Below are 23936 nucleotides of genomic sequence, written 5' to 3'. Positions count from 1 at the left end.
AAGTTCGTTGACGGTGCAAAAATACGAAAGGCAACCTCATCGGCTGCCTTTCTTTTGTCTCAAATGTTTTCACATTTGTGTAATTTTACTGTCAACACCCGCCTACAAACTTAATTGGGGGCTTCATCGTCATAATCTTCTTCAAGTATATCTACTTTCTGTATACTCATTTTTCCATCGGCAGTGATCGTTATAGAAAGCGGCATATACAAATCTGTCTGCGGATAACAAACACTTGCGGCATAGACAATCCCCTGCGGAGTAGTCTTGTCATATACAATACCTTCCAATATAGACTTAGATAGGAAGTTCGCATCGACTACCGATGAAAAATCATTCTTGGTAAAGGTCTTGTTCAACACGGTTTCATTACCACGCGTCAGGTGCAACACTATTTTATTGTCGACATAGGTATCTCCCAGCTCGTTTGTCACATGGGGCAGATTGTCATCCGGAGTACGCGAAACGAGGGAATGATAATCTTTCCCCTTAAACTTAAAGTCGGTTTCGCTCTTAGACGTCTGCATACGCTGCAATCCGTGAGCATCCACACTGTCTATCATCGCCAATGTCGACGTATTATCTGAAGATCCTTTTTTACCGCCACATGCACTCACAGCCACTGCCAACGGCAATAAAAGCCAATAAATTAGTTTTCTCATACGTAAGTTTTCTGTTTATAAATAGATAGCAAAGGAACAAAAAGAGCGGGATATTTACAAGTGTAACCGACATTTTTCCTACATTTGCAGGAAAGAAGGAATACTTTTACAACAATTACAGATTTAAAAACCTGCAAACCTAACACCATGCGCGAACGAATTACAACAATTCTTTTTCTCATCCTTGCCTACTGTAGCAGTGGCAATGTGTATGGGCAAAAAGTAAATTATCAGCAATTCGACAACATCTATCTCGGGGCCGAAGCTTCGGTGATTAGTTGCTTCCTGCAAGATAGCGAGGGACTGATATGGGTGGGTTCCAACAAGGGGTTATTCAGTTATGACGGTTATTCCACACAACAGCATTTCACGTATGGAGAACGTACTAACACACGTATCTACTGCGGTATTATAGCAGATAACACTTATTTATATCTGGGAACAGATAACGGGATTCTTGTTTATAACTATCGAACAGACAAATATGAGCAACCGGATACTGATTTTCCAACGGATGTCCGTACCATGGTACTCCAGGGAGATACATTGTGGATAGGTTCGTTGAACGGATTATATACTTATCAGTTAAAAAGCCGTCAACTGAATCATTTCGACAGCAAACAGACCGGATTGCCTCATAACACCATCTATTCCATCATTCATACAAAAGATAATCAAATTTATATAGGTACTTACAACGGATTATGCCGCTATGTGCAGGCAAGTGGAAAATTTGAAAACATCCTTTTGCCCGTTAACCGGGGAGGCAGCAATTTGTTTGTCAATTCTCTGTTGGAAGACACCACCCGACAATGTATCTGGATCGGGATGGAAGGTTATCTCTTCCAATACAATCCCACTATAGGAGAGATGAAGGCGATAGAGGTATTTCATAACAACTCCATCAAATCACTGGCACTGGACGGAGATGAAAATTTGCTGGCAGGTACAGACAACGGGCTTTATGTGTACCAGAATGACAAAGAACCTTTGCAGCATATCATTCACGATTCACGCAATATCCAGTCACTAACCAACAATATTATCTGGAACATATTCTCGGATCAGGAACATAATATCTGGCTGGGAACAGATTATGGCATTTCCCTATCACGCTATAACAGTGCGCTGCAATTTGTACCGATTTCTCAAATCACAGGCACAGGAGACGGAAATCAGTTCTATTCCCTGTTCCGGGATTCCAAAGGATTCTATTGGTTCGGAGGTACAAACGGAGTGATCCGGTTCACCCATCCTGCAGGCAATAAACACGATGCTATCTGGTATAGAATGGGGGATAAAAACCATCCGTTATCCCACAACCGGATACGACACATCTACGAGGATAGAGAACAGCAGTTATGGATAGCCACAGACGGAAGTATCAACCGCTATGACTATAATACCCATCAATTTGTACACTACAACATCGTAGACAGTACAGGAACTTATAATACCAACTGGGCTTATTACCTGTTTGAAGATACTGACGGGAAGCTTTGGATCGCCACCTGTCTCGGAGGTATCTTTGTTGTGGACAAACATAAACTGATACAATCTGCCGGAAGATCGTATGTGGCCGATCAAAATTATTCCATTCATAATGGGCTGTCGGGGATGTTCATTAATCAGATTGTCCCTGATGCGGAAGGTAATGTATGGGTATTGTTATACAACAGCAAAGGAATAGACAAAATCAATGCCCGTACGCGGCAAGTGACAAAGCTGTTTGCCGATGAATTAAGTGGCGAGAAGAGCCCGAACTACCTTTTACGGGATGAAGACGGCATGCTTTGGGTAGGATTTCACGGAGGGGTGATGCGTATCAATCCCAAAGACTCGAGTCAGCAAAGTATCTCTTTCGGCAATTTCAGCAATAACGAGATTCTGTCTATGACCTCTGTAAAAGAACACATCTGGGTTTCCACCACTAACGGACTTTGGATCATCGACCGGAGAACAATGGATGCCCGCCAGCAAAGCCTGACGGATAAACGTTTCACCAGTCTAATGTTTGATCCGGAAGATGGAAATATCTATCTGGGAGGTGCAGACGGGTTCGGCATATCCCGTCCCGAAATACAAGCCATGAGTCAGCCGGAACACTCCATTTTACTGACTGCCTTATATATCAACAATCAACTGATGTCTCCGCATACTGGAGAGAATATTCCCAACATCCGTTATACCGATGCTATCGAACTAAAATACGACCAGAACAACCTGGCTTTCGAACTTTCAGACCTCCCCTACTCGCTGGAAGAAAAACATGAATTCGTCTACCGGCTGGAAGGTATGGACAAAGAATGGAATTTCCTGCAATCCAACACGAATCGCATTACGTACAGTAATCTGGGTTATGGGGATTATCAGCTGGTAATCAGCAAAGTAGAAAAGAGCGGTTCTCCTTCCGAGCATCCATATATCCTGAATATTAAAATTCTCCCTCCATGGTATTACACACTTTGGGCAAAGATAATCTACATTCTTTTATTCTTGAGCCTCATTGCCTGGGTTATCAACTTTTTCCGTGTCAAGAACCGTCTAAAAATGGAACGGATGGAAAAAGAGAAGATTCTGGAACAATCACGCCAGAAAATGGCTTTCTTTACCAATTTGTCTAATGAATTAAAGACACCGCTTAGCCGGATTATCGCTCCTGTCAGTCAATTGCTCCCCGTTGCAGAAGAAGTGCATGAGAAACAGACACTGGAGGAGGTACAGCGTAATGCAATGAAAATAAACTCATTGATTCATCAGGTATTAAACTTCAACCGGATAGAGGATAATAAAGATTCGCTGCTGATTTTGTCGCGCATCGAACTTGTGTCATTCAGCCGTAGCCTGTTTTCTGTCTATGAGGAAAACAAACAGATCACATTCCATTTCGAGACGAATAAAGCCAAGATTTATGCTGATATGGATGCCATCAAACTTGGAGTGATTTTAGATAATCTGCTTTCAAATGCCGTCAAATTCACCCCGGATGGCGGAAGCGTCCGTCTGTCTCTTTTCTATCGTGAAGAAACGGGATTGTTGGATATCTGTGTTTCAGATACAGGAAGCGGAATCCCGCAACAAGATATTCCATATATCTTCCAGCGCTTTTTCCAGTCTCCACATTCCGGCAATAAGGAAGGTACAGGTATCGGACTTTATCTGGTCAAGACTTATACGGAACTTCATGGCGGTCACATCAACGGAGTCACCTCGAACGAAGGAAAAGGAACTTCCATTGGCCTGAATATCCCTGTCATCGCCGTAGAGAAAGAAGAGATTCCGGCGACACAGGTGAAAAAGCAGTTGGAATCGTTGCCTGTTCTTAAACCAATCGAAGCAGAATCTCAAGATGAGAAATTTTTGTCGAACATTATCCGCCTGATTGAGGACCATCTTTCTGAATCGGAATTGAATGTAAATGCACTTTGTGAATTATCCGGTATCAGCAATAAGCAGATTTACCGGAAAATCAAACAGCTGACCGGAATGTCTCCAGTGGAATACATCAAATCGATCCGGATGAAAAAGGCGGCCATGTTGTTGCAACAAAAGAAATTTACCATTGCCGAAGTGATGTACATGGTAGGCTTTTCCAATCACTCTTACTTCTCCAAATGTTTTCAGGCAGAATTCGGAAAAACGCCACGCCAGTACCTTAATGAAGACCTGTAGAGGCATTTTGGGGCATTTCGTCCTATTTTTATCCTTATATGTCCAATCTGTGCTTTTATTGAAATGACCAATAAATTACTTTTGTTGCTGTCAATAAACCGATAAATTTGATAGCATGAAAAGACTGTTGATCCTTACCTTTATTTGTTTGATATCTGCCTTTGTCAAAGTGCAAGGCAAATCATCCTCTACACCTATTATATATATAGATGGAAATGGGGTGATGCGTTGGAGTGACACCCGCCGGGAGGCTTCCTTTTTCGGTGTTAATTATACGCTGCCTTTCGCCCATGCTTACCGTGCCATTGGATATTTGGAACTGGACCGCAAAGCTGCCATAGATAAAGATGTATATCATATCTCCCGTCTGGGACTGAATGCTTACCGTATTCATTTATGGGATGTGGAACTGACAGACGGACAGGGAAATCTCCTCGAAAACGAGCATCTCGACTTGATGGACTACCTGATTGCCAAACTCAAAGAACGCAATATTCATATTGTGATTACCGCGCAGACCAACTTCGGGAACGGATATCCCGAACGAAACATACAGACGGGCGGCTTCTCCTATAAATATGATAAATGCGATATGCACTCCCACCCGGAAGCTATCGCTGCACAAGAAACCTATCTTCATGGTTTGGTGAAGCACGTCAATCCATATACGGGGTTAGCTTATAAAGACGATCCCTCCATTGTTGGGTTCGAAATCAATAATGAACCTTGTCATTCCGGTACGAAGAAAGAGGTAAAAGCCTATATCAACCGGATGCTGAAAGCGATCAATAAAACAGGAAACCGCAAACCTGTATTCTATAATGTAAGCCACAACGGATATGTAGTAGAGGCTTATTACGAAACTGCCATTCAGGGAACTACTTATCAATGGTATCCCATCGGACTGGTATCTGGACAGACACAGCAGGGAAATTTCCTTCCCTATATAGACCGCTATGATATTCCCTTTTCCGATAAAGTGAAAGGATTCGATAAGAAAACACGGATGGTATATGAGTTCGATCCGGCAGATATCATGTATTCTTATATGTATCCGGCCATGGTACGCACTTTCCGTACAGCAGGTTTTCAATGGATTACCCAGTTTGCGTATGATCCGATGGATATCGCTTATGCCAATACGGAATATCAGACTCATTTCTTGAATCTTGCCTATACGCCTCATAAAGCCATCAGTATGAAGATAGCTGCCGAAGCTGCACGCAGTCTGAAAAGAGGTGAATCATACGGCAGTTATCCACAGGACACTTTATTTGGTGACGGTTTTCGTGTCAGTTATACAGAGGACTTGAGCGAATTAAATAATGGAAAGAAATTCTATTATTCCAATCATACCAACACCCAGCCCAAAGATGCGTCACAACTTGTTTCCATTGCCGGTTGTGGCAGTTCTCCGATCATTCATTATGAGGGAACAGGTGCTTATTTCATGGATTGCCTCGAACCGGGAGTCTGGAGACTGGAAGTGATGCCGGACGCGGTAGTAGTGAACGATCCGTTTGCCAAACCGTCACTCGATAAAGAAGTGGTTACCATCGCTTATGGTGCTTGGGACATGGCTTTGCAAATACCTGATTTAGGGATGGAATTTACCTTTACGGCCCTCAATCAAGGAAATCAGCAGAAAGGAGATGTGACAGACGGGATTATCCGCGGACTTCGTCCGGGTACCTATCTGCTGAAACGTAAAAACTGTACGCCCAAACAGAACTGGCAGGCAGACTCTCAATGGAATTCCATCCGCATCGGAGAGTATGTGGCTCCTGCTCCACGTGTGACGGATTATAAAGTCGTTCATACTCCATCGGCAACCACTGAAGCAAATAAGGATTTGACGATTAGTGCACAGGTGGTAGGAACCGAATTCCCGGATTCTGTGATTATCTACACCGATAAGATATCTTTTTGGAATGAGCATAATCCATATATCAAGATGAAACGTACAGGCGGATATACCTATCAAGCAACGATACCCGCTACAGAAATAAAGGATGATTGTTTCAGGTATAACATCATCGTATGCCGGGGCAACAGCACTCGCACTTATCCCACAGGAAATTCCGGTTACAGGAATTCATCATTGGGAATAAAGGGAAATCCACTGGACTGGAATTATACTTCCGGAGCCTATTGGACTACTCGTGTTGTTGCCCCAGACAGTGCGATACCACTATTGACTATTACGGACGCAGATAGCCGGATAGAAGCATACACGCTTCCCGAATGGAATGATCTCCAACGTACTTTGGTTGATTCTTCTCCGGTGGAAAAACCTTTGCTCCGGTTCCGGTTTACTCCTAAAGGAGAAAATCCGCACTATTTCCTCCGCACGTTCGTAAAGAACCTGATTGAAGAAAGAAAAGAAAGAGTAAAGGATTGTAGCGTTCTCTGTATCCGGGTAAATCGCACGAAAGCACTTCCGGAAGGATTCAGTGCCGGTTTCGTAACGTCAGACGGATATACTTATAAAAGCCCTTGTCCTGCTCCATCATCGGAGGGAATCATACGGATACCGTTGAAAGATTTACGCCAGACAGACACGGCGCTGCTGCCGATAGCTTATCCGACATTCTTGAAACAGTATTTCCATCCGGAAACGGAAATCGCATTTTTACCGGAAAGGATTGAGAAGCTGGAGCTGTCAATGTCAGGAAACAAGAAAGGTTTAGTTGAGATTGAACTAGGAAATATCTGGCTGGAATAATCATTCTTAAAGTTCCCCGTTGTCGAAGCCTTTGTTCCTCGGTGAGGAAAGGGTCGTTCCTCGGTGAGGAACAAGGTCTTCCTCGGTGAGAAACAAATCTTTCGTCTGAACCACGTCTGAAGCCTTCTGAAAGGAGGTAGCAAACGGAAGGGACAGAAAGAGAAAAGCCGCTGATTTTTAAATAAAAAGTAAAAATAAATCTATTATCAATAACACAGTAATTATGAACAGGAATATCTTAAATCTACGCCATCTGACTGTACTACTTATGTTGTGTACAGCCTTTTTAGGAGGCATCATTCCTGCCTTCGCCCAACAAGGAGGCAAGAAAATCACCGGACAAGTGATTGACGAGAACAAGGAACCGATGATCGGAGTAAGTATCCTCATTGTCGGTACTTCTACCGGAACAGTGACCGATTTCGACGGTAATTATACACTCAATGTGCCACAAGGCAGCAAAGAGTTGCAATTCTCTTATGTAGGATATGAAACAAAGGTAGTACCAGTTCCTGCCAACAGTACTACTTTGAATATCCAGTTGAAAAGTGATTCACAGGTATTGAGCGACGTTGTAGTAATCGGCTATGGTACGCAGCGTAAAAGCGACCTGACAGGTTCGGTAACTAACGTCAGCAGCAAGGACTTCAACATGGGATTGGTCAGCTCTCCCGAGCAACTGATTAATGGTAAGATTTCCGGTGTGCAAATCATGTCCAACAGTGGTTCTCCCACTGCGGGAAGTACGATCCGTGTGCGTGGTGGTGCTTCACTGAACGCTAGTAATGACCCTTTGATCGTACTGGACGGCGTTCCTTTGGAACAGGGAGGCATCAGCGGTAATGACGGGAATTTCCTTAGCCTCATCAACCCGAACGATATTGAAAGTATGACCATTCTGAAAGATGCTTCTTCGACTGCCATTTATGGTTCGCGCGCATCCAACGGGGTTATTCTGATTACTACCAAGAAAGGAAGTTCGGATAAACTGAAGATTACATTCAGTACGACCAACTCTGTACAAACCCGTACCAAATTGGCAGATATGTTGAGTTACGATGAATTTGTCAATACCATCCAAAGCAAAGGAACCGATGCACAACGGGCGTTACTCGGCACGACACATACGGACTGGAACGATGAGATTTATCAAAATGCCTTCGGTACGGATAATAATCTAAGTGTTGCTGGAAAGATTACCAAAAACTTACCTTTCCGTGCATCTATCGGTTACTACAACCAGAGTGGTTTATTACGTACTGACAACGCGGAGCGTTACACCGGAAGCATTACATTGAATCCGTCTTTCTTTAAAGACCACTTAAAACTGAATATCAATGCTAAAGGTTCTATCAATAAGAACACATTTGCCAATACAAGTGCCATTTGGGCTGCTTCGACCATGAATCCTACCATTCCAGTATATTCGGGTCTAGACACATTCGGCGGATATACGGAAGCAATTGACAACACCGGTGCTCCTGTGAACGGAGCAGTCATGAATCCGGTGGGACTTCTCAATATGAATGACTCACAAAGTACAGTAAAACGTTTTATCGGAAACATTGATGCAGACTATCGTCTTCACTTCTTCCCCGATTTGAAGTTGCATGCTACGTTAGGTTATGACTATGCACAAGGTAAAGGAAGTGTATATGTTCCGGCAGAAGCTGCACAGAATTACACCACTTCCGGTTTGGATTACAGCTATGGCCCACAGAAAAAAGAAAACCGTCTGTTGACTCTGTATGCCAACTACAACAAATTGGTGGAATCCATTAAGAGTAGTTTTGATGTAACAGCCGGTTACGATTATCAGTACTGGAAATCCACGACTCCGCTTTATAGCGAAATGAACACGTTGGGAGAAATACAGAAAACATCGAAAGCCTCTGACGAACGCCATGTATTACTCTCTTATTATGGCCGTTTGAACTACTCGTTCAACTCCCGCTATATGCTGACTACTACTGTACGTCGCGATGCCACTTCGCGCTTCGCTAAAAATGTACGTTGGGGTACGTTCCCGTCAGTAGCATTAGGATGGAGAGTGACAGAAGAATCATTCCTGAAAGACAATAAAGTTATCAGTACGCTGAAAGTGCGTGCCAGTTATGGTGTCACCGGGCAGCAAGACGGTATAGGCAATTACAACTACCTCCCTATCTATACGATCAGCCAAAGTGGTGCCGGTTCCCTTATCGGAGATACCCCGACTCCTACTTACCGCCCCAAAGCGTATGTACCCAACCTGAAATGGGAAACAACCACTTCATGGAATATGGGTTTTGATTTCGGTTTCCTCAAAGACCGTATCACCGGTAGTTTCGACTACTACACCCGTCAGACCAAAGACCTGATTGCCACCGTACCTGCTGCTGCCGGTACTACATTCGATCGTAACATCACGACCAATGTCGGAAATGTGGACAGTCAGGGCGTGGAATTCAGTCTGAACGCAACGCCCATACAGACCAAGGACTGGAACTGGGACTTGAGTTTCAACATGACATGGCAGAAGATGAAAGTGAAAAACTTATCACTGACAGCCGGTACGCCTGCCACCAACACTTCTGTAGGTCCGTATATCGACAGTTATCAGGTACAGACATTGAGCGAGGGATATGCTCCTTATATGTTCTACGTTTACCATCAGCTGTATGATGAAAAAACCGGCAAACCGATAGAAGGAGCTTACGTAGACCTTGACGGGGACGGACAAATCAACTCGAACGACTTGTACCGCTACCACTCTCCGGCTCCCGACTATATCCTCGGTTTCAGTACCTCATTGCGTTACAAGAAGTGGACATTGAGCACCAGCCTGCGTGCCAATATCGGAAACTATGTCTATAATGCGATGGCTATGAACAGCGGTGCCTGGGAAACTGTCAGCTATAACTCTTATCAGCTAAACAACCTGTCATCAACCTATCTGAAAACAGGATTCCAGACACGTCAATATCTCTCTGACTACTATGTAGAGAATGCTTCTTTCCTGAAAATGGATAATCTCTCATTGGGTTACAACTTCGGCACTATTTATAAAGGATGCAGTCTGAATGTGAGTGCCATGGTGCAAAATGTATTCTGTATCACCAAATACAGCGGCGTTGACCCGGAAATTCCCGACGGTGTGGATAATTCGTTTTATCCACGCCCACGTACTTTCTCTCTCAACATAGGTATTAACTTCTAATTACTAAAAGCATCGATTATGAAAAAGATATTTTATACAGCCCTTTATTTTTGCAGCGCACTCCTGATGAGTTCCTGCATAGGCGACTTGGACCAATATCCACACGAAGAAGAAACATCTTCTACCATATATACCAGTGCTGCAAACTATAAAGCCGTTCTGGGAAAAATCTATGCAGCCATGGTGACCACCGGACAGGAAAAGAATGGTGACAACGATTTGAGTAGTAACAGCGGACAGGATTATATGCGCTGTTTCTTCAACTTGCAGGAATGTGGAACGGATGAAGTGGCTTCTACCTGGCTGTCCGGTGACAACGTAACGGGACTGACGTATTTGAGTTGGGACGCTAATGATCCTTGGGTATCGGATATGTATTACCGTATCTATTACAACATTGCTTTATGTAATGAGTTTCTCCGCAATGCCACCGATGAAAAGATAGCACAGTTCACGGACCAGGAGCAGACTGAAATTCGTATTTATCGTGCCGAAGCCCGTTTCATGCGTGCTTTATTCTACTATCACGCACTCGATCTGTTCCGCAATATCCCGTTTGTGACGGAAAATGACCCGCTAGTCGGATATCTGCCTCCCCGCTATACAGCCCAACAGATTTTCGATTATATTGAAAGTGAACTGAATGCCATTAAAGATGAAATGCTAAATAAAGCGAACTGTCCTTACGGACGCGCTTCCCAAGGAGCTGCATATACATTACTTGCCAAATTATATCTGAATGCGGAAGTTTATACCCAGACTTCCAAATACAACGAATGTATCAAAGCCTGTAAAAAGGTTATCGAACAGGGTTATCAACTGGAAAGCGATTATTACAAGCTGTTTAATGCCGACAATGACAAACGTACGAACGAAATAATCTTCACCCTCCCGGTAGACGCAACCAATCTCGTGTCATGGGGATCATCCACTTACATTGTTTGTGGCGCAGTGAGCAACACGTCCGAAAAACAGATACCGGAAGATTACGGTGTAAAATCAGGATGGGGTATGTTCCGTGTACGCGGAGAAATTCCTCAACTTTTCTCCGGTAACGAAGAAGCCGACCAGCGATATATGTTCTTTACCGACGGACAAACCCGGGACCTGGAAAAGATAGATGACCAAAGCAATGGCTATTTCGTAGAAAAATGGACTAACCTGACTGATGCCGGACAGACTGCTTCCAACACCGCAGACGGTGGTGTAAATACAGATTATCCCCTATTCCGTCTGGCCGATGTATATTTAATGATGGCAGAAGCTGTGGTACGTGGAGGAACGGAAGCGACTCTGGCAAATGTACTGCCTTATATCAATGAGCTACAGGAACGTGCTTTCGGCGACAACACTCATAACAAAAGCGAGTCTGAAATCAACGAACTGTTTATCATCAACGAACGTGCCCGTGAACTGTATTGGGAGGGGTATCGCCGTACGGACTTGATCCGCTTCAATCAATTTACAACCAACAGCTATGTATGGCAATGGAAAGGTGGCGTAAAAGACGGTAAGGCAGTAGAGAGCAAATACAATATCTATCCGATACCTGCTACCGAACTGACGGCCAATCCAAACTTATACAATGAAAACTATTAATCATATTAATACGGAACAACGATATGAAAAAACTAAATAATCTATTCACTTTACTTTCCGCCCTCCTATTACTAGGTGCTTGCGAGAAAGATGGGGATACCTATTTTCTCTCCAGCCCGGAAGAGAACGAATTGATAGCTTCTGCCAATTCTGTCGTACTGACAAAGGAGACAGCCAAGTTTTATGCTTTGTCGCTTGCCTGGACTGACCAGACGCTGCAAGTGAGCGATCCAAGATACCAGCCTACCACCGGTGTACAAACTTCCGTACAGGTTTCACGCACGGAAGATTTCTCCGGGCAGATTCTGGAAACGACCGAAAGTGGAGTATCAAAGACGTACTCTGTCTCCGCTTTAAATATCGTCGCTTATCAGTTGAAAGCTACTCCCGAAGAAGAAGCGCCGCTCTATTTCCGGCTTGCCGGAAGAAACGGAAGTAACATCGCTCCTGTATACAGTAATGTGGTAAAAGTCATGGTTACTCCTTATGAAATTGATATGCGATTTGCCAATATTATCAATAAGGGAGACGGCAAGGATTCAGGAAAAGATCTGTATGCAGCCAATGCGGATGGCAACTATATCGGCTTTATGGGAGCCACTTCTTGGGAAGGTTTCTATCTACAGGAAGCCGATGGTACTGTTTGGCACACAGCCAAATCGGGCAGTACGGCTACTCCGTTCTTCCTGACAACTGACGCTGCTGAAGGAACGTGGGATTTGTGGTTCCCCGGTCAATCGGGCTGTTACTATACGAATGTCAATACCACCAAAAAACTATGGACTGCCTTATGGATGCCAACACTCAATGTAAGTGGCATCGACGGAGGTATCACGATGGAATACAAACGTGACAAGAATCAATGGCAGGGCATATTTACTGCTACAGGAGCCGGCACTATCAATATTCAGATGAATGGAACAGGTAAACTATATGATAACACCAGCGTCAGCGGAGCTGATAACAGCATTGATGATACGAAAGCCAAAGATACTCCTTTCGCCTTTAGTGGTTCTGCTAATGAATTGACATTCAATACCGGGACGAATGTTTCTGCCGGAAATATTACAGTAAACGTACCAGCAGCCGGAGAATGTACATTGATTATTGACCTGAACGACCCGCAAGCATGGAAAGTGGAAGTGACGGAAGGAGGAAGTGTAGAACCGACTTATCCCTCTTATCTGGAAATGCAAGGTGCCGACTCATGGTGGGGAAAGTTATACCGCAAACTTGAACCCGGTAAAACTGCGGGAACTTATCGCACTGTATTCCAAACCGTCAGCAATGAAAACTTCCAGATAGTAGACCCATCAACAGACACATGGTATGGCTCTGATCCCAACAATCTTTATAGCCTTGCTCTTACAACAGGAGAGCATTACAACATCTGGTTCGATGGTTCCGGCAAGAAAAGTTATACAATCGAAGTAGATTATGTCAACTTAACCTGGAAGCCTACTGAAATCAAACAAATCAATGTATATGGAACTTTCAATGGCTGGTCAACGGCTAAAGACCTGATGATATATGATGAGGAAACCGGAATATGGAGCGCAGAATGCGATATCACCACCATCGGTGACGGATTCTACTTCCTCATGAATACGGATCCCGATCAGATTAGCTGGGACTGGAGATTGTACTATACTTCTGAAAGTGGGCTCTATCTAAGTGATCAGAATGGTGATAACATTAAACCCACTAAGGAGGGTAAATATCGCATTACGCTGGATCTCAACAAGATGGAGTTTACAATGACTGAAATCACTGAATAACATTCTAAGTTCAACAACATGATTATTAATTTCAACAGAATCACTATGATACGAAAATATATAATGATAGCTTCCGCACTACTTTGCGGAAGCATCTTCACCGCTTGTGATGATGATAATGATACTCCGACTTTTCCGGAAAAGACGGAAACCACTTATGATATGTCCGGCTTCGCCCGGGGAGCTGATGTCAGTTGGCTGTCGGAAATGGAAAGTTCCGGATATAAATTCTATACCTCCGATGGAAAAGAACAGGAATGTATGTCTCTGCTTCGCGACCTGGGTATAAATGCAATTCGTCTACGTGTATGGGTGAACCCGGAAAATGACACGGAAGATGTAAAAGGCTGGTGCAATAAGGGTGACGTATTGCTCAAAGCATGGAGAGCGCATAATTTGGGCTATCGCCTGATGATCGACTTCCATTACAGTGACAGATGGGCCGATCCTGTTCAACAAGCCAAACCCAAAGCCTGGGAAAACTATACGGTAGAAGAACTGGAACAGGCGATTGCCGACCATACCAAAGATGTACTCGGTGCAATCAAAGAGATGGGCATTGACGTGGAATGGGTGCAAGTAGGCAATGAGACTCATCAGGGAATGCTATTCCCCACTGGACAAACAACGAGTAGTGACGGTATTAAAAACTTTGCGAAATTCATTAACTCCGGCTACAATGCTGTTAAAGAGATTTATCCGAATGCGAAAGTGATTGTACACCTCGACCAGGGAAATGATGCCAATCTATACAACCGGATTTTCGGTTATTTGCATGACAACAATGCCAAATGGGACGTCATCGGTATGTCTCTTTATCCGGATATGTACCCGACAGAGGGAGCAGCCGATGATTGGGAAGATATGAACAACAAATGTATTGCCAATATGAAAAGTCTGATTGCCAAATACAACACTCCGGTGATGATGTGCGAAATTGGTATTCCCTGGGACTATTCCGAAGCTGAAGACTTTTTCACAGACTTTATGACGAAAGCCAAACAAGTGGAACAATGCCTTGGTGTATTCTCCTGGGAACCGCAGAGTTATGGTGGTTGGAAGAACTATGGAAAGGGCATTTTTGATGATAGTGGTAAACCCACCAGCGCATTTAATGCTTTCAAGAGATAAGATTATTGAATCCTTTTTTATAACTTTACGCCGAATCCAAAATATTTTATACCTGAAAAGTAAAAATGAACATGAAACACCAAAAACAGTTATTAGCTGTACTTTTGATGGGTGCCGCCTGCACCATGCAAGCGCAACGCAGTGAGACACTGCTGGAGAAAAACTGGAAATTCAGTAAAGGAGATTTTAAAGAGGCTAGCCAGCCGGAGTTTAATGACAATCAATGGGAGTCGGTTGTTATTCCACACGACTGGGCGATTTTCGGTCCATTCGACATGAACAATGACCTCCAAAACGTGGCAGTGACACAGAACTTTGAGAAAAAAGCTTCCTTAAAGACAGGACGTACCGGTGGGCTCCCTTATGTAGGCACCGGATGGTATCGAACCAGTTTTGATGCTCCTGCCGACAAAGAAGTGACACTACTTTTTGACGGTGCCATGAGTGAAGCGCGTGTCTACATCAACGGAAAAGAAGCTTGTTTCTGGCCTTTCGGCTACAATTCTTTTCACTGTAATGTGACTTCTTTATTGAATAAAGACGGTAAAAACAATACGCTTGCCGTGCGTTTGGAAAACCGTCCGCAATCTTCGCGCTGGTATCCGGGTGCAGGTTTGTATCGCAATGTACACCTGATTGTGACCGACAAAATCCATGTGCCTGTATGGGGAACGCAAATCACGACTCCTCACGTCAGCAAGGATTTTGCAGCAGTACGTCTCCAAACGAAGATAGACAACGCCGATGAGAAAACAGCCATCCGTGTAGAGACGGAAATTCTTTCTCCGGAAGGTAAAGTTGTGACCCGCAAAGAGAATACAAGCCGCATCAATCACGAACAGCCTTTCGAACAAAACTTTATTGTAAACGCGCCCGAACTCTGGTCGCCGGAAAGTCCGTCGCTTTACAAGGCTGTCTCTAAAATTTATGCGGATGATAAACTGGTAGATACTTACACCACACGTTTCGGTATCCGCAGCATTGAATACATTGCCGACAAAGGGTTCTACCTGAACGGGGAGCACCGCAAATTCCAGGGTGTATGTAATCACCACGATTTAGGTCCGTTGGGCGCCGCTATCAATGTAGCAGCACTGCGTCATCAGCTTACGCTATTGAAAGATATGGGATGCGACGCGATCCGTACTTCTCATAATATGCCGACTCCCGAACTCGTTGCGTTGTGTGACGAAATGGGATTTATGATGATGATCGAACCGTTCGACGAATGGGACATCGCCAAATGTGAAAATGGTTATCACCGCTACTTCGATGAATGGGCGGAACGTGATATGAAAAATATGCTTCATAATTACCGGAATAACCCTTGCGTCGTTATGTGGAGTATCGGTAACGAAGTACCGACTCAATGCAGTCCTGTCGGTTATAAAGTGGCCAAATTCCTGCAGGATATCTGCCATCGTGAAGATCCTACCCGCCCTGTCACTTGCGGAATGGATCAGGTGACTTGTGTACTTGCCAACGGATTTGCAGCAATGATTGACATTCCGGGACTCAATTACCGTACGCAACGCTATAAGGAGTCATACGACCAACTCCCGCAGAATCTGATTCTGGGAAGCGAAACGGCTTCTACTGTCAGTTCACGTGGCGTATACAAGTTCCCGGTGGAGGATAAGAAAGGGGCAAAATATGAAGATCATCAATGCTCTTCATACGATGTGGAGGTTTGTCCCTGGTCGAATATTCCGGACGAGGATTTTGCATTAGCTGACGATCATCATTGGACCATCGGACAGTTCGTATGGACCGGATTCGATTATCTGGGCGAACCGTCACCATACGATACGGATTCATGGCCTAACCACAGTTCAATGTTTGGTATCATCGACCTTGCCAGTTTACCTAAAGACCGCTATTACCTTTACCGTAGCGTGTGGAACAAGGAAGCGGAAACCTTGCATATCCTGCCTCACTGGACCTGGCCGGGACGTGAAGGAGAAGTGACTCCCGTTTTTGTGTACACTAATTATCCTACAGCCGAACTGTTTATCAATGGCAAAAGTTATGGAAAACAAAGCAAGAATAATAGTTCGCTAAAGAACCGCTATCGCCTGATGTGGATGGATACAAAGTACAAACCGGGTGAAGTGAAAGTAGTAGCCTACGACAAAAACGGAAAAGCGGTAGTTGAAAAAGTAGTCCGTACTGCCGGAAAGCCTCATCACATCGAACTGGTAAGCAACCGTAACGAACTGACTGCAGATGGAAAAGACCTGGCTTATGTGACTGTTAAAGTAGTAGACAAAGACGGTAACCTCTGTCCTGCCGACAATCGTCAGATAAATTTCTCGGTAAAGGGAACTGGTAAATATCGTGCCGCTGCCAATGGCGACCCGACAAATCTGGAACAATTTCATCTTCCGAAGATGCATGCTTTCAACGGTATGTTGACAGCTATCCTGCAAGCCGGTGAAACTGCCGGAGAGATTGTATTTACAGCAAAAGCAAACGGAGTGAAAGCCGGAAATATACGTATTCAGACGAAATAAGGCATACGCTTTATAATATCTGATAAGCCACCGGACTTCTCTTTAGTTAAGAAGTCCGGTGGTTTTCATATATAACATACTGGATTTTTCACTTTTACGAGAAAAGAAGCAGGTAAATACAGGTTAATATCTATCTTTGCCAAAGAAAACGTTACAGATATGTCGCACAGGATTCACTTCCTTATTTTTACAGGTCTTTTACTGATGTTCTGTTCATGCCGGAAAGAAAACAGGTTTGAATGGCAAGTTAATCAAAGACACATGGAAGTATCTCTGAACAAAGAATCTGATTCGCTCTATGTCATTCATTTGAATACAGACCAACCCTCCCACTCTGTTTGGAAATTGCCTTATCCAGTCTATCAGTTTGATTATGGAGATGTTACAGGAGACGGGATGCCGGAAATCATTGTGGGGGTTATCAAGCCTACCCGATTCGATCCCAAACCTGACAAGCGGTTATTCATTTACCGGATTGCAGATGAAGCGTATATCCGCCCACTTTGGTTAGGTTCGAGGGTAGCACAACCTTTGGAAGATTTCAGAGTGATTCGTGAACATACTTCTGTGTTGATACGCACCATGGAACGGGAACGAAGTGGAAAATATCTGATAGCGGAATATGCATGGAGAGGTTTTGGTCTGGATTTTAAGGGATATCTGAAACGCGAGACAGAAGAAAAGGAGGCCAAACGCATTCTTGAACGTTAACGTTAGATACTATCATTTATATATGGCAATTTATAGAATAATGAAAAACATGAGACGACTATTATTACTGTCCTGTACACTAGTTCTTATTCTTTGCGGATGCAAGAACAAGAATAAAAACACCTCAACGGCATTGGCACAAGATACTGTTACGACTGCCACTTCATTATTGACCGATACTGTTCTACCTCAATCTATTGATTTGAAGCAGGATATCGGTCGTTACTCTTTTCAGGAGTTACGTTTATTACGTAGTTATCCATACGCTATACACGGTTATCATTTTATGGAAGCGGACATCAACGCTTTCTTCTCGGCCAATACGAAATGGTATAACGATCTTGTATGGAAGTTATGGGATGAATCGGAGGCAAACGGAGAGAATAAATTCCCGGAAAACTATGACGAAGTCAAACTGACGGCTGAAGAGAAGGCTTTCGTAGAACGCATCGATGCTCGCATGGCAGAAATGCGTCAGCAACAGTTTACTCAACGAGACTCTTATTATTTAGGAAATGCAAATAATATAGTCAACCTGTTCCAATTCAAAGATATAGACGAGGCATTACTAGCCAAGTTGCAACAGAACAACTTTGCCATTACAGAGGGAAGTAACTTACAGTTGTTTCATGCTTACGAAGAGAATGATTATCGCCAAGTGCCCAATTTCATCACCACTGACTTATATTTACAGGCATTTCACATGTATTTCTCTTATGTACTGAAAAGTCTGGAGAAACAACACATCATTCCTACTTTGGAAAGACTATGTCTATCACTCAACGCAACTTGCATAAGCATCTCCCGCCAGACAGAAGACGAATCTCTGAAAGATATGGCAGAATATGCCGCTACTTTCTATGCTATCCCTTATTATTTGCTGACAAAGGAAACGCCCAATCTCCCTGCTAAGTATCAAAAAGCATATCAACAGGAAATAGAACATATTAATGCACAAGAAGATGATTTCTCGGAATTTCTTTCATACAAAGAGGCATACTTCCCATACAGTCTTTTCAAACCACGCGGACATTATACCCGTGAACCCCAATTACAGGCATACTTTCAGGCTATGATGTGGCTTCAAACTGCCTGCTTTTGCAGAGAACAACAAGAACAGCTCAAACAAGCAATCTTTCAAGCTACCGTACTATCCACTTATAAGGATATGGCCGAGACACCACTAATGGAACTATACCAACGCGTCTATACACCACTTACCTTCCTGATGGGTGAGACTGATAATCTTTCTCTTCTCGATATTGCACAGATTCTGAAGAAAAATAAAGCAGAATATACTGAAGATGCATTGACTCCGGTTCAAATAGAAAAGGTGAATCAAGCGCTCATTGAACTGGCAAAAAGCAAGAACAGGATCAAACCTAAAATAGAAATCTCCTGCCGGGACAAAATCAACTTTATGCCACAAAGATATCTGGCAGATAATGAAGTTCTTCAGGAATTGGTAGACGTCACCCCAAACAGCAAACGTGCTTATCCGAAAGGATTGGATGTCTTTGCCGCTTTCGGAGTAAACTCCGCCGAGACTTTACTGACTGATTTTTACAAAGAACCGGGCAACTGGAACCAGTATACCGGAGAATTACAAAAACTGAAAGATAAATTCAAAGCTTCCCAGCCTGCGCAAGTATCTGTCTACGAATTATGGATGAAAAGTCTGTTCACCATGCAGAAAACGGATAAGAGCCAGCCGGGATTTATGCAAACACCCGAATGGGGATACAAGAACCTGAATACAGCTTTGGCATCTTGGGCTGAATTGAAGCATGACGCGATCCTTTACGGAGAACAGCCCATGGCTGCAGAATGTGGAGGTGCCGGCCCTCCTGATCCGATCGTAGTGGGATATGTAGAACCGAATCTTCCTTTCTGGAAGAAAATGTCAGGAATTCTGCAAGCCACCCAACTGGTTCTGCAACAAAGCAATTGCCTGACGGATGACTTGAAAGGAAAAACAGAGCAGTTGCAAGACTATGTCAGCTTTCTGATTCAAGTAACTGAAAAGGAACTGCGGGGAGAAAAACTGACCGAACAGGAATATCGCACTCTTGAGTATATGGGAAGTAGTATAGAATATTTCACTCTGTCTGTGCTCGATCCGGATTTACATCTGGATAACTGGTCATTAGTGCAAGGTCCGGACAAGTCGATAGCTGTAGTGGCTGATATTTATACCCGCAACGTGAGTGGATGTGATAAGAATGGAGTACTGCATGTGGCAACAGGAAATGCCAACAATATCTATGTGGTAGTAGAAATAGAGGGTAATCTCTATCTTACCCGTGGTGCCACATTTAGTTACTACGAGTTTGTCCAGCCACTGGATACCCGGCTCACGGACGAAGAGTGGCAGAAAATGCTGGAAGAAAAGAAAGCACCTGCCGTCCCGGAATGGATGAAAAAGATCCTGCTGGAGAAAGAACCGAAAGTAGATGACAGAGTTTTTTATAGTTCAGGATGCTAATATCCTTTTCCCGAATTAACCGGATTATAGGTAGTATAGGTCTGTTACTGCTTACTGCCTGCCAGCACCCGTCAGAAGAATGTCTCTCTATCGCTTTCACCGGAGATGTTCTTCTGGACAGAGGGGTACGCCAACAGATTCAACGGGGAGGTGTCGAAGATTTATTTGCGTCAGTAGCTCCTCTCTTTCATCAAATGGACGCTACGGTAATCAATCTGGAATGTCCCGTCACTTCCGTTCGTTCGCCGCTACACAAGAAATATATTTTTCACGCGGAACCGAGATGGATGGAAGAATTGGTTAAAGCCGGCATCAGTCATGCGGCTTTAGCGAATAATCATACTATGGATCAGGGACGAAGCGGATTGACAGATACTTATCAGCATCTCTTATCGGCAGGAATCACTCCGATAGGATATGGTAATACTTCTTCCGAGAGTTGCCAACCCGTAGTGATAAAGAAAGGAAAAATTAAAGTAGCACTCTTCAATTCAGTTACACTTCCTTTGGAGAATTGGGTATATTTAGAAAATGATCCCGGTATTTGCCAGCAAACCACGGAAGAAATAGAAGAGGAAATTAAGAACTTCAAGCAAGAGAATCCCGAAAGTTATGTGGTCGTTATTCTCCATTGGGGAATCGAGTACCAATCCTCTCCTACTATGAACCAAAGAAAGGGAGCACACCGACTCGTTCGTGCAGGTGCGGATGCTATCATCGGACATCATCCGCACGTCATTCAGAAAGAGGAATATTTCAATGGTAAGCCCATCTTTTATAGTCTGGGCAACTTTGTATTCGACCAACGAAAACCGGAAACATCACAAAGCCAGATTGTGCAACTCAATTTTACATCTACGGCATGCAAAGTTAAAGCACATCCCGTAACGATCCATCAATGCAAACCGGAAATCCAATAAATTAAATAGCTTTCCAGAAAGTTTGGAAATCTCGGTATCTGCCGTAACAAACCAGTTCATCTCCTTCTTCCACTTTCTCATTCTCCGGTAATTCATTCTTCACATGAAGCTCGGTCAGAGAAATACCCAGGCAGTTGGTGATCTTATTCGCCCGTTTCAAGCCTATCATTTTTAAATGAAACTCTTCATCCAAGTTTAACTCATTTACAAAATATCCTACAAATTTCTCCGGAACCGTGAACTTCACAACATAATAATCCTGATCGATGCGGAATCCTTCCATGTTAGTACCGAAATCGAGCAGTTGTACCAGGCTGCGGGCAGCATCTTCTTCCGGAGTCAGGATTCGTTCCAGATCAAAAGCTTCAAGCACCGCTTTATGTACGGCATCAATAGCACGGGCAAAAATACGGGGAACCTTTTTCTGCTTCAACAGGGCAACGACTCGTATCGACGCACCAAAATTCTCTCCAATCGCTACAATAACTATATCCACACTATTCAATGGCAACACTGATAATGATTGTTCGTCAGTGGCATCAATGACAAAAGCTGTAGCAACCTTATCTTTGATGGAGTCTACACGACTTTCGCTTATATCCGCACCTATAATTTCGTGTCCCAAGGCGGACAGTTCTTCCGCCAACACATGGCCGTAATTTCCTAAACCAATAATAATATACTTCATAGCTTTAGTTTATTATGATGTTATCACTCGGATAACGGTATTTTGTATTCTTTTTCTGTTTGACGATTCCTAGCATCAATGTTATTAACCCCACACGACCAATAAACATCAACAAAGACACCAATAGTTTGCTCGCGTCGCACAAATGAGGGGTCAGATTCAGACTGGAACCCACGGTACTAAGCGCAGAGACACATTCGAAAGTCAATGCCATAATGGAAACACCCGGTTCGAGTATGCTCAATGTAAAAATAAAAATGAATAAGACTCCCAATGACATGACTACTGTTGCATTGGAACGCCGGATTGAATCGTAAGACAATTCTCTGCCGAACACTTCCACTCGTTCAGTGCCACGCAATACGGCTACAAGATTCAGAACTACGACCGCAAAAGCATTCACTTTCACACCACCTGCCGTGGACTGTGATCCACCGCCCACCCACATCAGGAAGAGATAAACCAATAATGTCTGCACACTCAATGATGCCAGGTCGACACTGCTGAAACCGGCTGTTCGCGGACAAGTGGCATTAAAGAAAGCTTGAGTCCATTTGTCTGCCACAGGCATACCGGCAAAGGAAGCATTCCACTCAAAAGCAGCAATAGCTAATGTACCGATTAATAAAAGCAAAAAAGTCATGATTAACACGATTTTCGTATTCAGGTTATAGAGGTGCTGCATTTTATGCCGATCCAGTTTGCGGGTACGAATCAATTTCCAGAAACGACGGAGGTGATACAATACAATATCCTTGAAATTGACAAGGATGGGGAAACCGATACCACCAAATATAATCAATAGAGAAACAGTAATAAACAGCCAATTGTGGTTAGTCATCACCATCGGATTTCCTAAATTGCCGGAAAGCGTAGAAAAACCCGCATTACAAAAAGCTGAAATAGAATGGAAAGCAGCAAAACCCAACTCTCCTTCCAGGGTCATTCCCAACGTTCCGTGAATACTAAACCAAATCGAAACCATGCCGATCCCTTCAATCACTAAGGTGAAGCCTAATATATATAACAAAGTAGACAGCAAAGAACCTAATGAATTGGAACTAACCATATCACGCACAACAAGCTGGTTATAAATGGAAGTATTCCCCATAAAGAACATGGCGAAGAAACTGGTTAATGTCATCACTCCCAATCCGCCAATCTGAATCAGCAGGATAATGACAACTAATCCCGAAGTGGTGAATGTAGTGGACACGTCTACCGGTACCAAGCCTGTAACACATACAGCACTGGTAGCCGTAAATAAAGAGTCTACCCAGGTAATACCATTCACCGTGCAACGCGGAAGCATCAGTAGGCCTGCTCCAATCAGGATAATAGCCATAAAACTGACTGCCAATATCAGAGACGGATTGGTACGCCGTCCCAACAGGCGCACCAGACCATTGGACAAGTTGAGGAAAGAAAGAACTAACAATAACAAAAGATGATAAAACTTCCCATGTAAGAATTCCCAAATATGCAAAATAGCTCCTTCTTCTTCCGGACGATGGAATATAACAGGTACTAAAGTGAGATATAACAACCCACTCAAGATCCAGGCTAATCGCCGGTATTGCTTTTTGGTATTCCGGTATTCCAGCGAGATATGTAAAGTTACATCAATCAGAAAGATGATCCAGACAGTTTTATACAATGTCTGTAAATTCGCCACTTCATCAATAGACAAGGGAAAGCCATGTTCATATACTACTCCGACAATCAATAATAATGACGCCAGATAGGTGAGTGCTTCTACCAGCCCTAACAAGATACGTACATAGGGTTTTAGCAGTTTATTCTGATACAATAAAAACTTATGATAAATCTTCATATCATCTTTTTTAACGGGG

13 protein-coding genes are annotated in these 23936 nt (G+C 43.5%); 10 read left to right on the top strand and 3 right to left on the bottom strand.

Going from position 1 to position 23936, the window contains the following annotated elements; translation table 11 throughout:
* Window positions 1-110 precede the first annotated feature (110 nt).
* A complete protein-coding gene (locus tag Bovatus_RS23930; RefSeq protein WP_004302210.1) occupies window positions 111-662 on the bottom strand; it encodes a DUF4738 domain-containing protein in 552 nt (183 codons plus the stop codon).
* Between the two features lie 147 nt (window positions 663-809).
* Here Bovatus_RS23930 and Bovatus_RS23920 point away from each other — a divergent pair, with 147 nt between their 5' ends.
* From Bovatus_RS23920 to Bovatus_RS23875, 10 genes are all read left to right on the top strand, one after another.
* Complete coding sequence (locus tag Bovatus_RS23920) at window positions 810-4334, top strand: two-component regulator propeller domain-containing protein (protein ID WP_004302208.1); 3525 nt, start codon at window positions 810-812, stop codon at window positions 4332-4334.
* A 115-nt stretch (window positions 4335-4449) separates the two neighbouring features.
* Window positions 4450-7059 (top strand): cellulase family glycosylhydrolase, encoded by a 2610-nt coding sequence (locus Bovatus_RS23915; protein WP_004302207.1) that lies wholly within the window; start codon window positions 4450-4452, stop codon window positions 7057-7059.
* Between the two features lie 223 nt (window positions 7060-7282).
* Window positions 7283-10258: a SusC/RagA family TonB-linked outer membrane protein gene (locus Bovatus_RS23910; RefSeq protein WP_004302205.1), complete on the top strand. Its 2976-nt coding sequence runs from the start codon at window positions 7283-7285 to the stop codon at window positions 10256-10258.
* 18 nt (window positions 10259-10276) lie between these two features.
* The gene (locus tag Bovatus_RS23905) at window positions 10277-11857 is read left to right on the top strand and encodes a RagB/SusD family nutrient uptake outer membrane protein (protein WP_004302204.1); all 1581 of its coding nucleotides are present in this window, start codon (window positions 10277-10279) and stop codon (window positions 11855-11857) included.
* Between the two features lie 23 nt (window positions 11858-11880).
* The gene (locus Bovatus_RS23900) at window positions 11881-13635 is read left to right on the top strand and encodes a DUF5114 domain-containing protein (RefSeq protein WP_004302203.1); all 1755 of its coding nucleotides are present in this window, start codon (window positions 11881-11883) and stop codon (window positions 13633-13635) included.
* Window positions 13636-13680: 45 nt separating this feature from the next.
* On the top strand, window positions 13681-14766 hold the full coding sequence (locus Bovatus_RS23895; protein ID WP_052588049.1) for a glycoside hydrolase family 53 protein: 1086 nt from the start codon (window positions 13681-13683) through the stop codon (window positions 14764-14766).
* A 65-nt stretch (window positions 14767-14831) separates the two neighbouring features.
* Entirely contained in the window at window positions 14832-17279 is a 2448-nt protein-coding gene (galB, locus tag Bovatus_RS23890; RefSeq protein WP_004302201.1) for a beta-galactosidase GalB, read from the top strand.
* Between the two features lie 261 nt (window positions 17280-17540).
* A complete protein-coding gene (locus Bovatus_RS23885; protein WP_004302200.1) occupies window positions 17541-17990 on the top strand; it encodes a hypothetical protein in 450 nt (149 codons plus the stop codon).
* Window positions 17991-18039: 49 nt separating this feature from the next.
* Complete coding sequence (locus Bovatus_RS23880; protein ID WP_052588028.1) at window positions 18040-20475, top strand: DUF3160 domain-containing protein; 2436 nt, start codon at window positions 18040-18042, stop codon at window positions 20473-20475.
* Window positions 20469-21395, top strand: a complete 927-nt coding sequence (locus Bovatus_RS23875) for a CapA family protein (RefSeq protein ID WP_004302198.1) — start codon at window positions 20469-20471, stop codon at window positions 21393-21395. The genes Bovatus_RS23880 and Bovatus_RS23875 overlap by 7 nt, the downstream gene beginning before the upstream one ends.
* Window position 21396: 1 nt before the next feature.
* Here the strand turns inward: Bovatus_RS23875 and Bovatus_RS23870 are convergent, their stop codons facing one another.
* On the bottom strand, window positions 21397-22083 hold the full coding sequence (locus Bovatus_RS23870; RefSeq protein ID WP_004302197.1) for a potassium channel family protein: 687 nt from the start codon (window positions 22081-22083) through the stop codon (window positions 21397-21399).
* 4 nt (window positions 22084-22087) lie between these two features.
* Entirely contained in the window at window positions 22088-23917 is a 1830-nt protein-coding gene (locus Bovatus_RS23865) for a TrkH family potassium uptake protein (RefSeq protein ID WP_004319848.1), read from the bottom strand.
* Window positions 23918-23936: the final 19 nt, after the last annotated feature.

Source organism: Bacteroides ovatus (assembly GCF_001314995.1).
Lineage (GTDB): Bacteria > Bacteroidota > Bacteroidia > Bacteroidales > Bacteroidaceae > Bacteroides > Bacteroides ovatus.
Note: the sequence above shows the minus strand (reverse complement) of the source record. Positions and strands in the feature narration are given on the sequence as shown.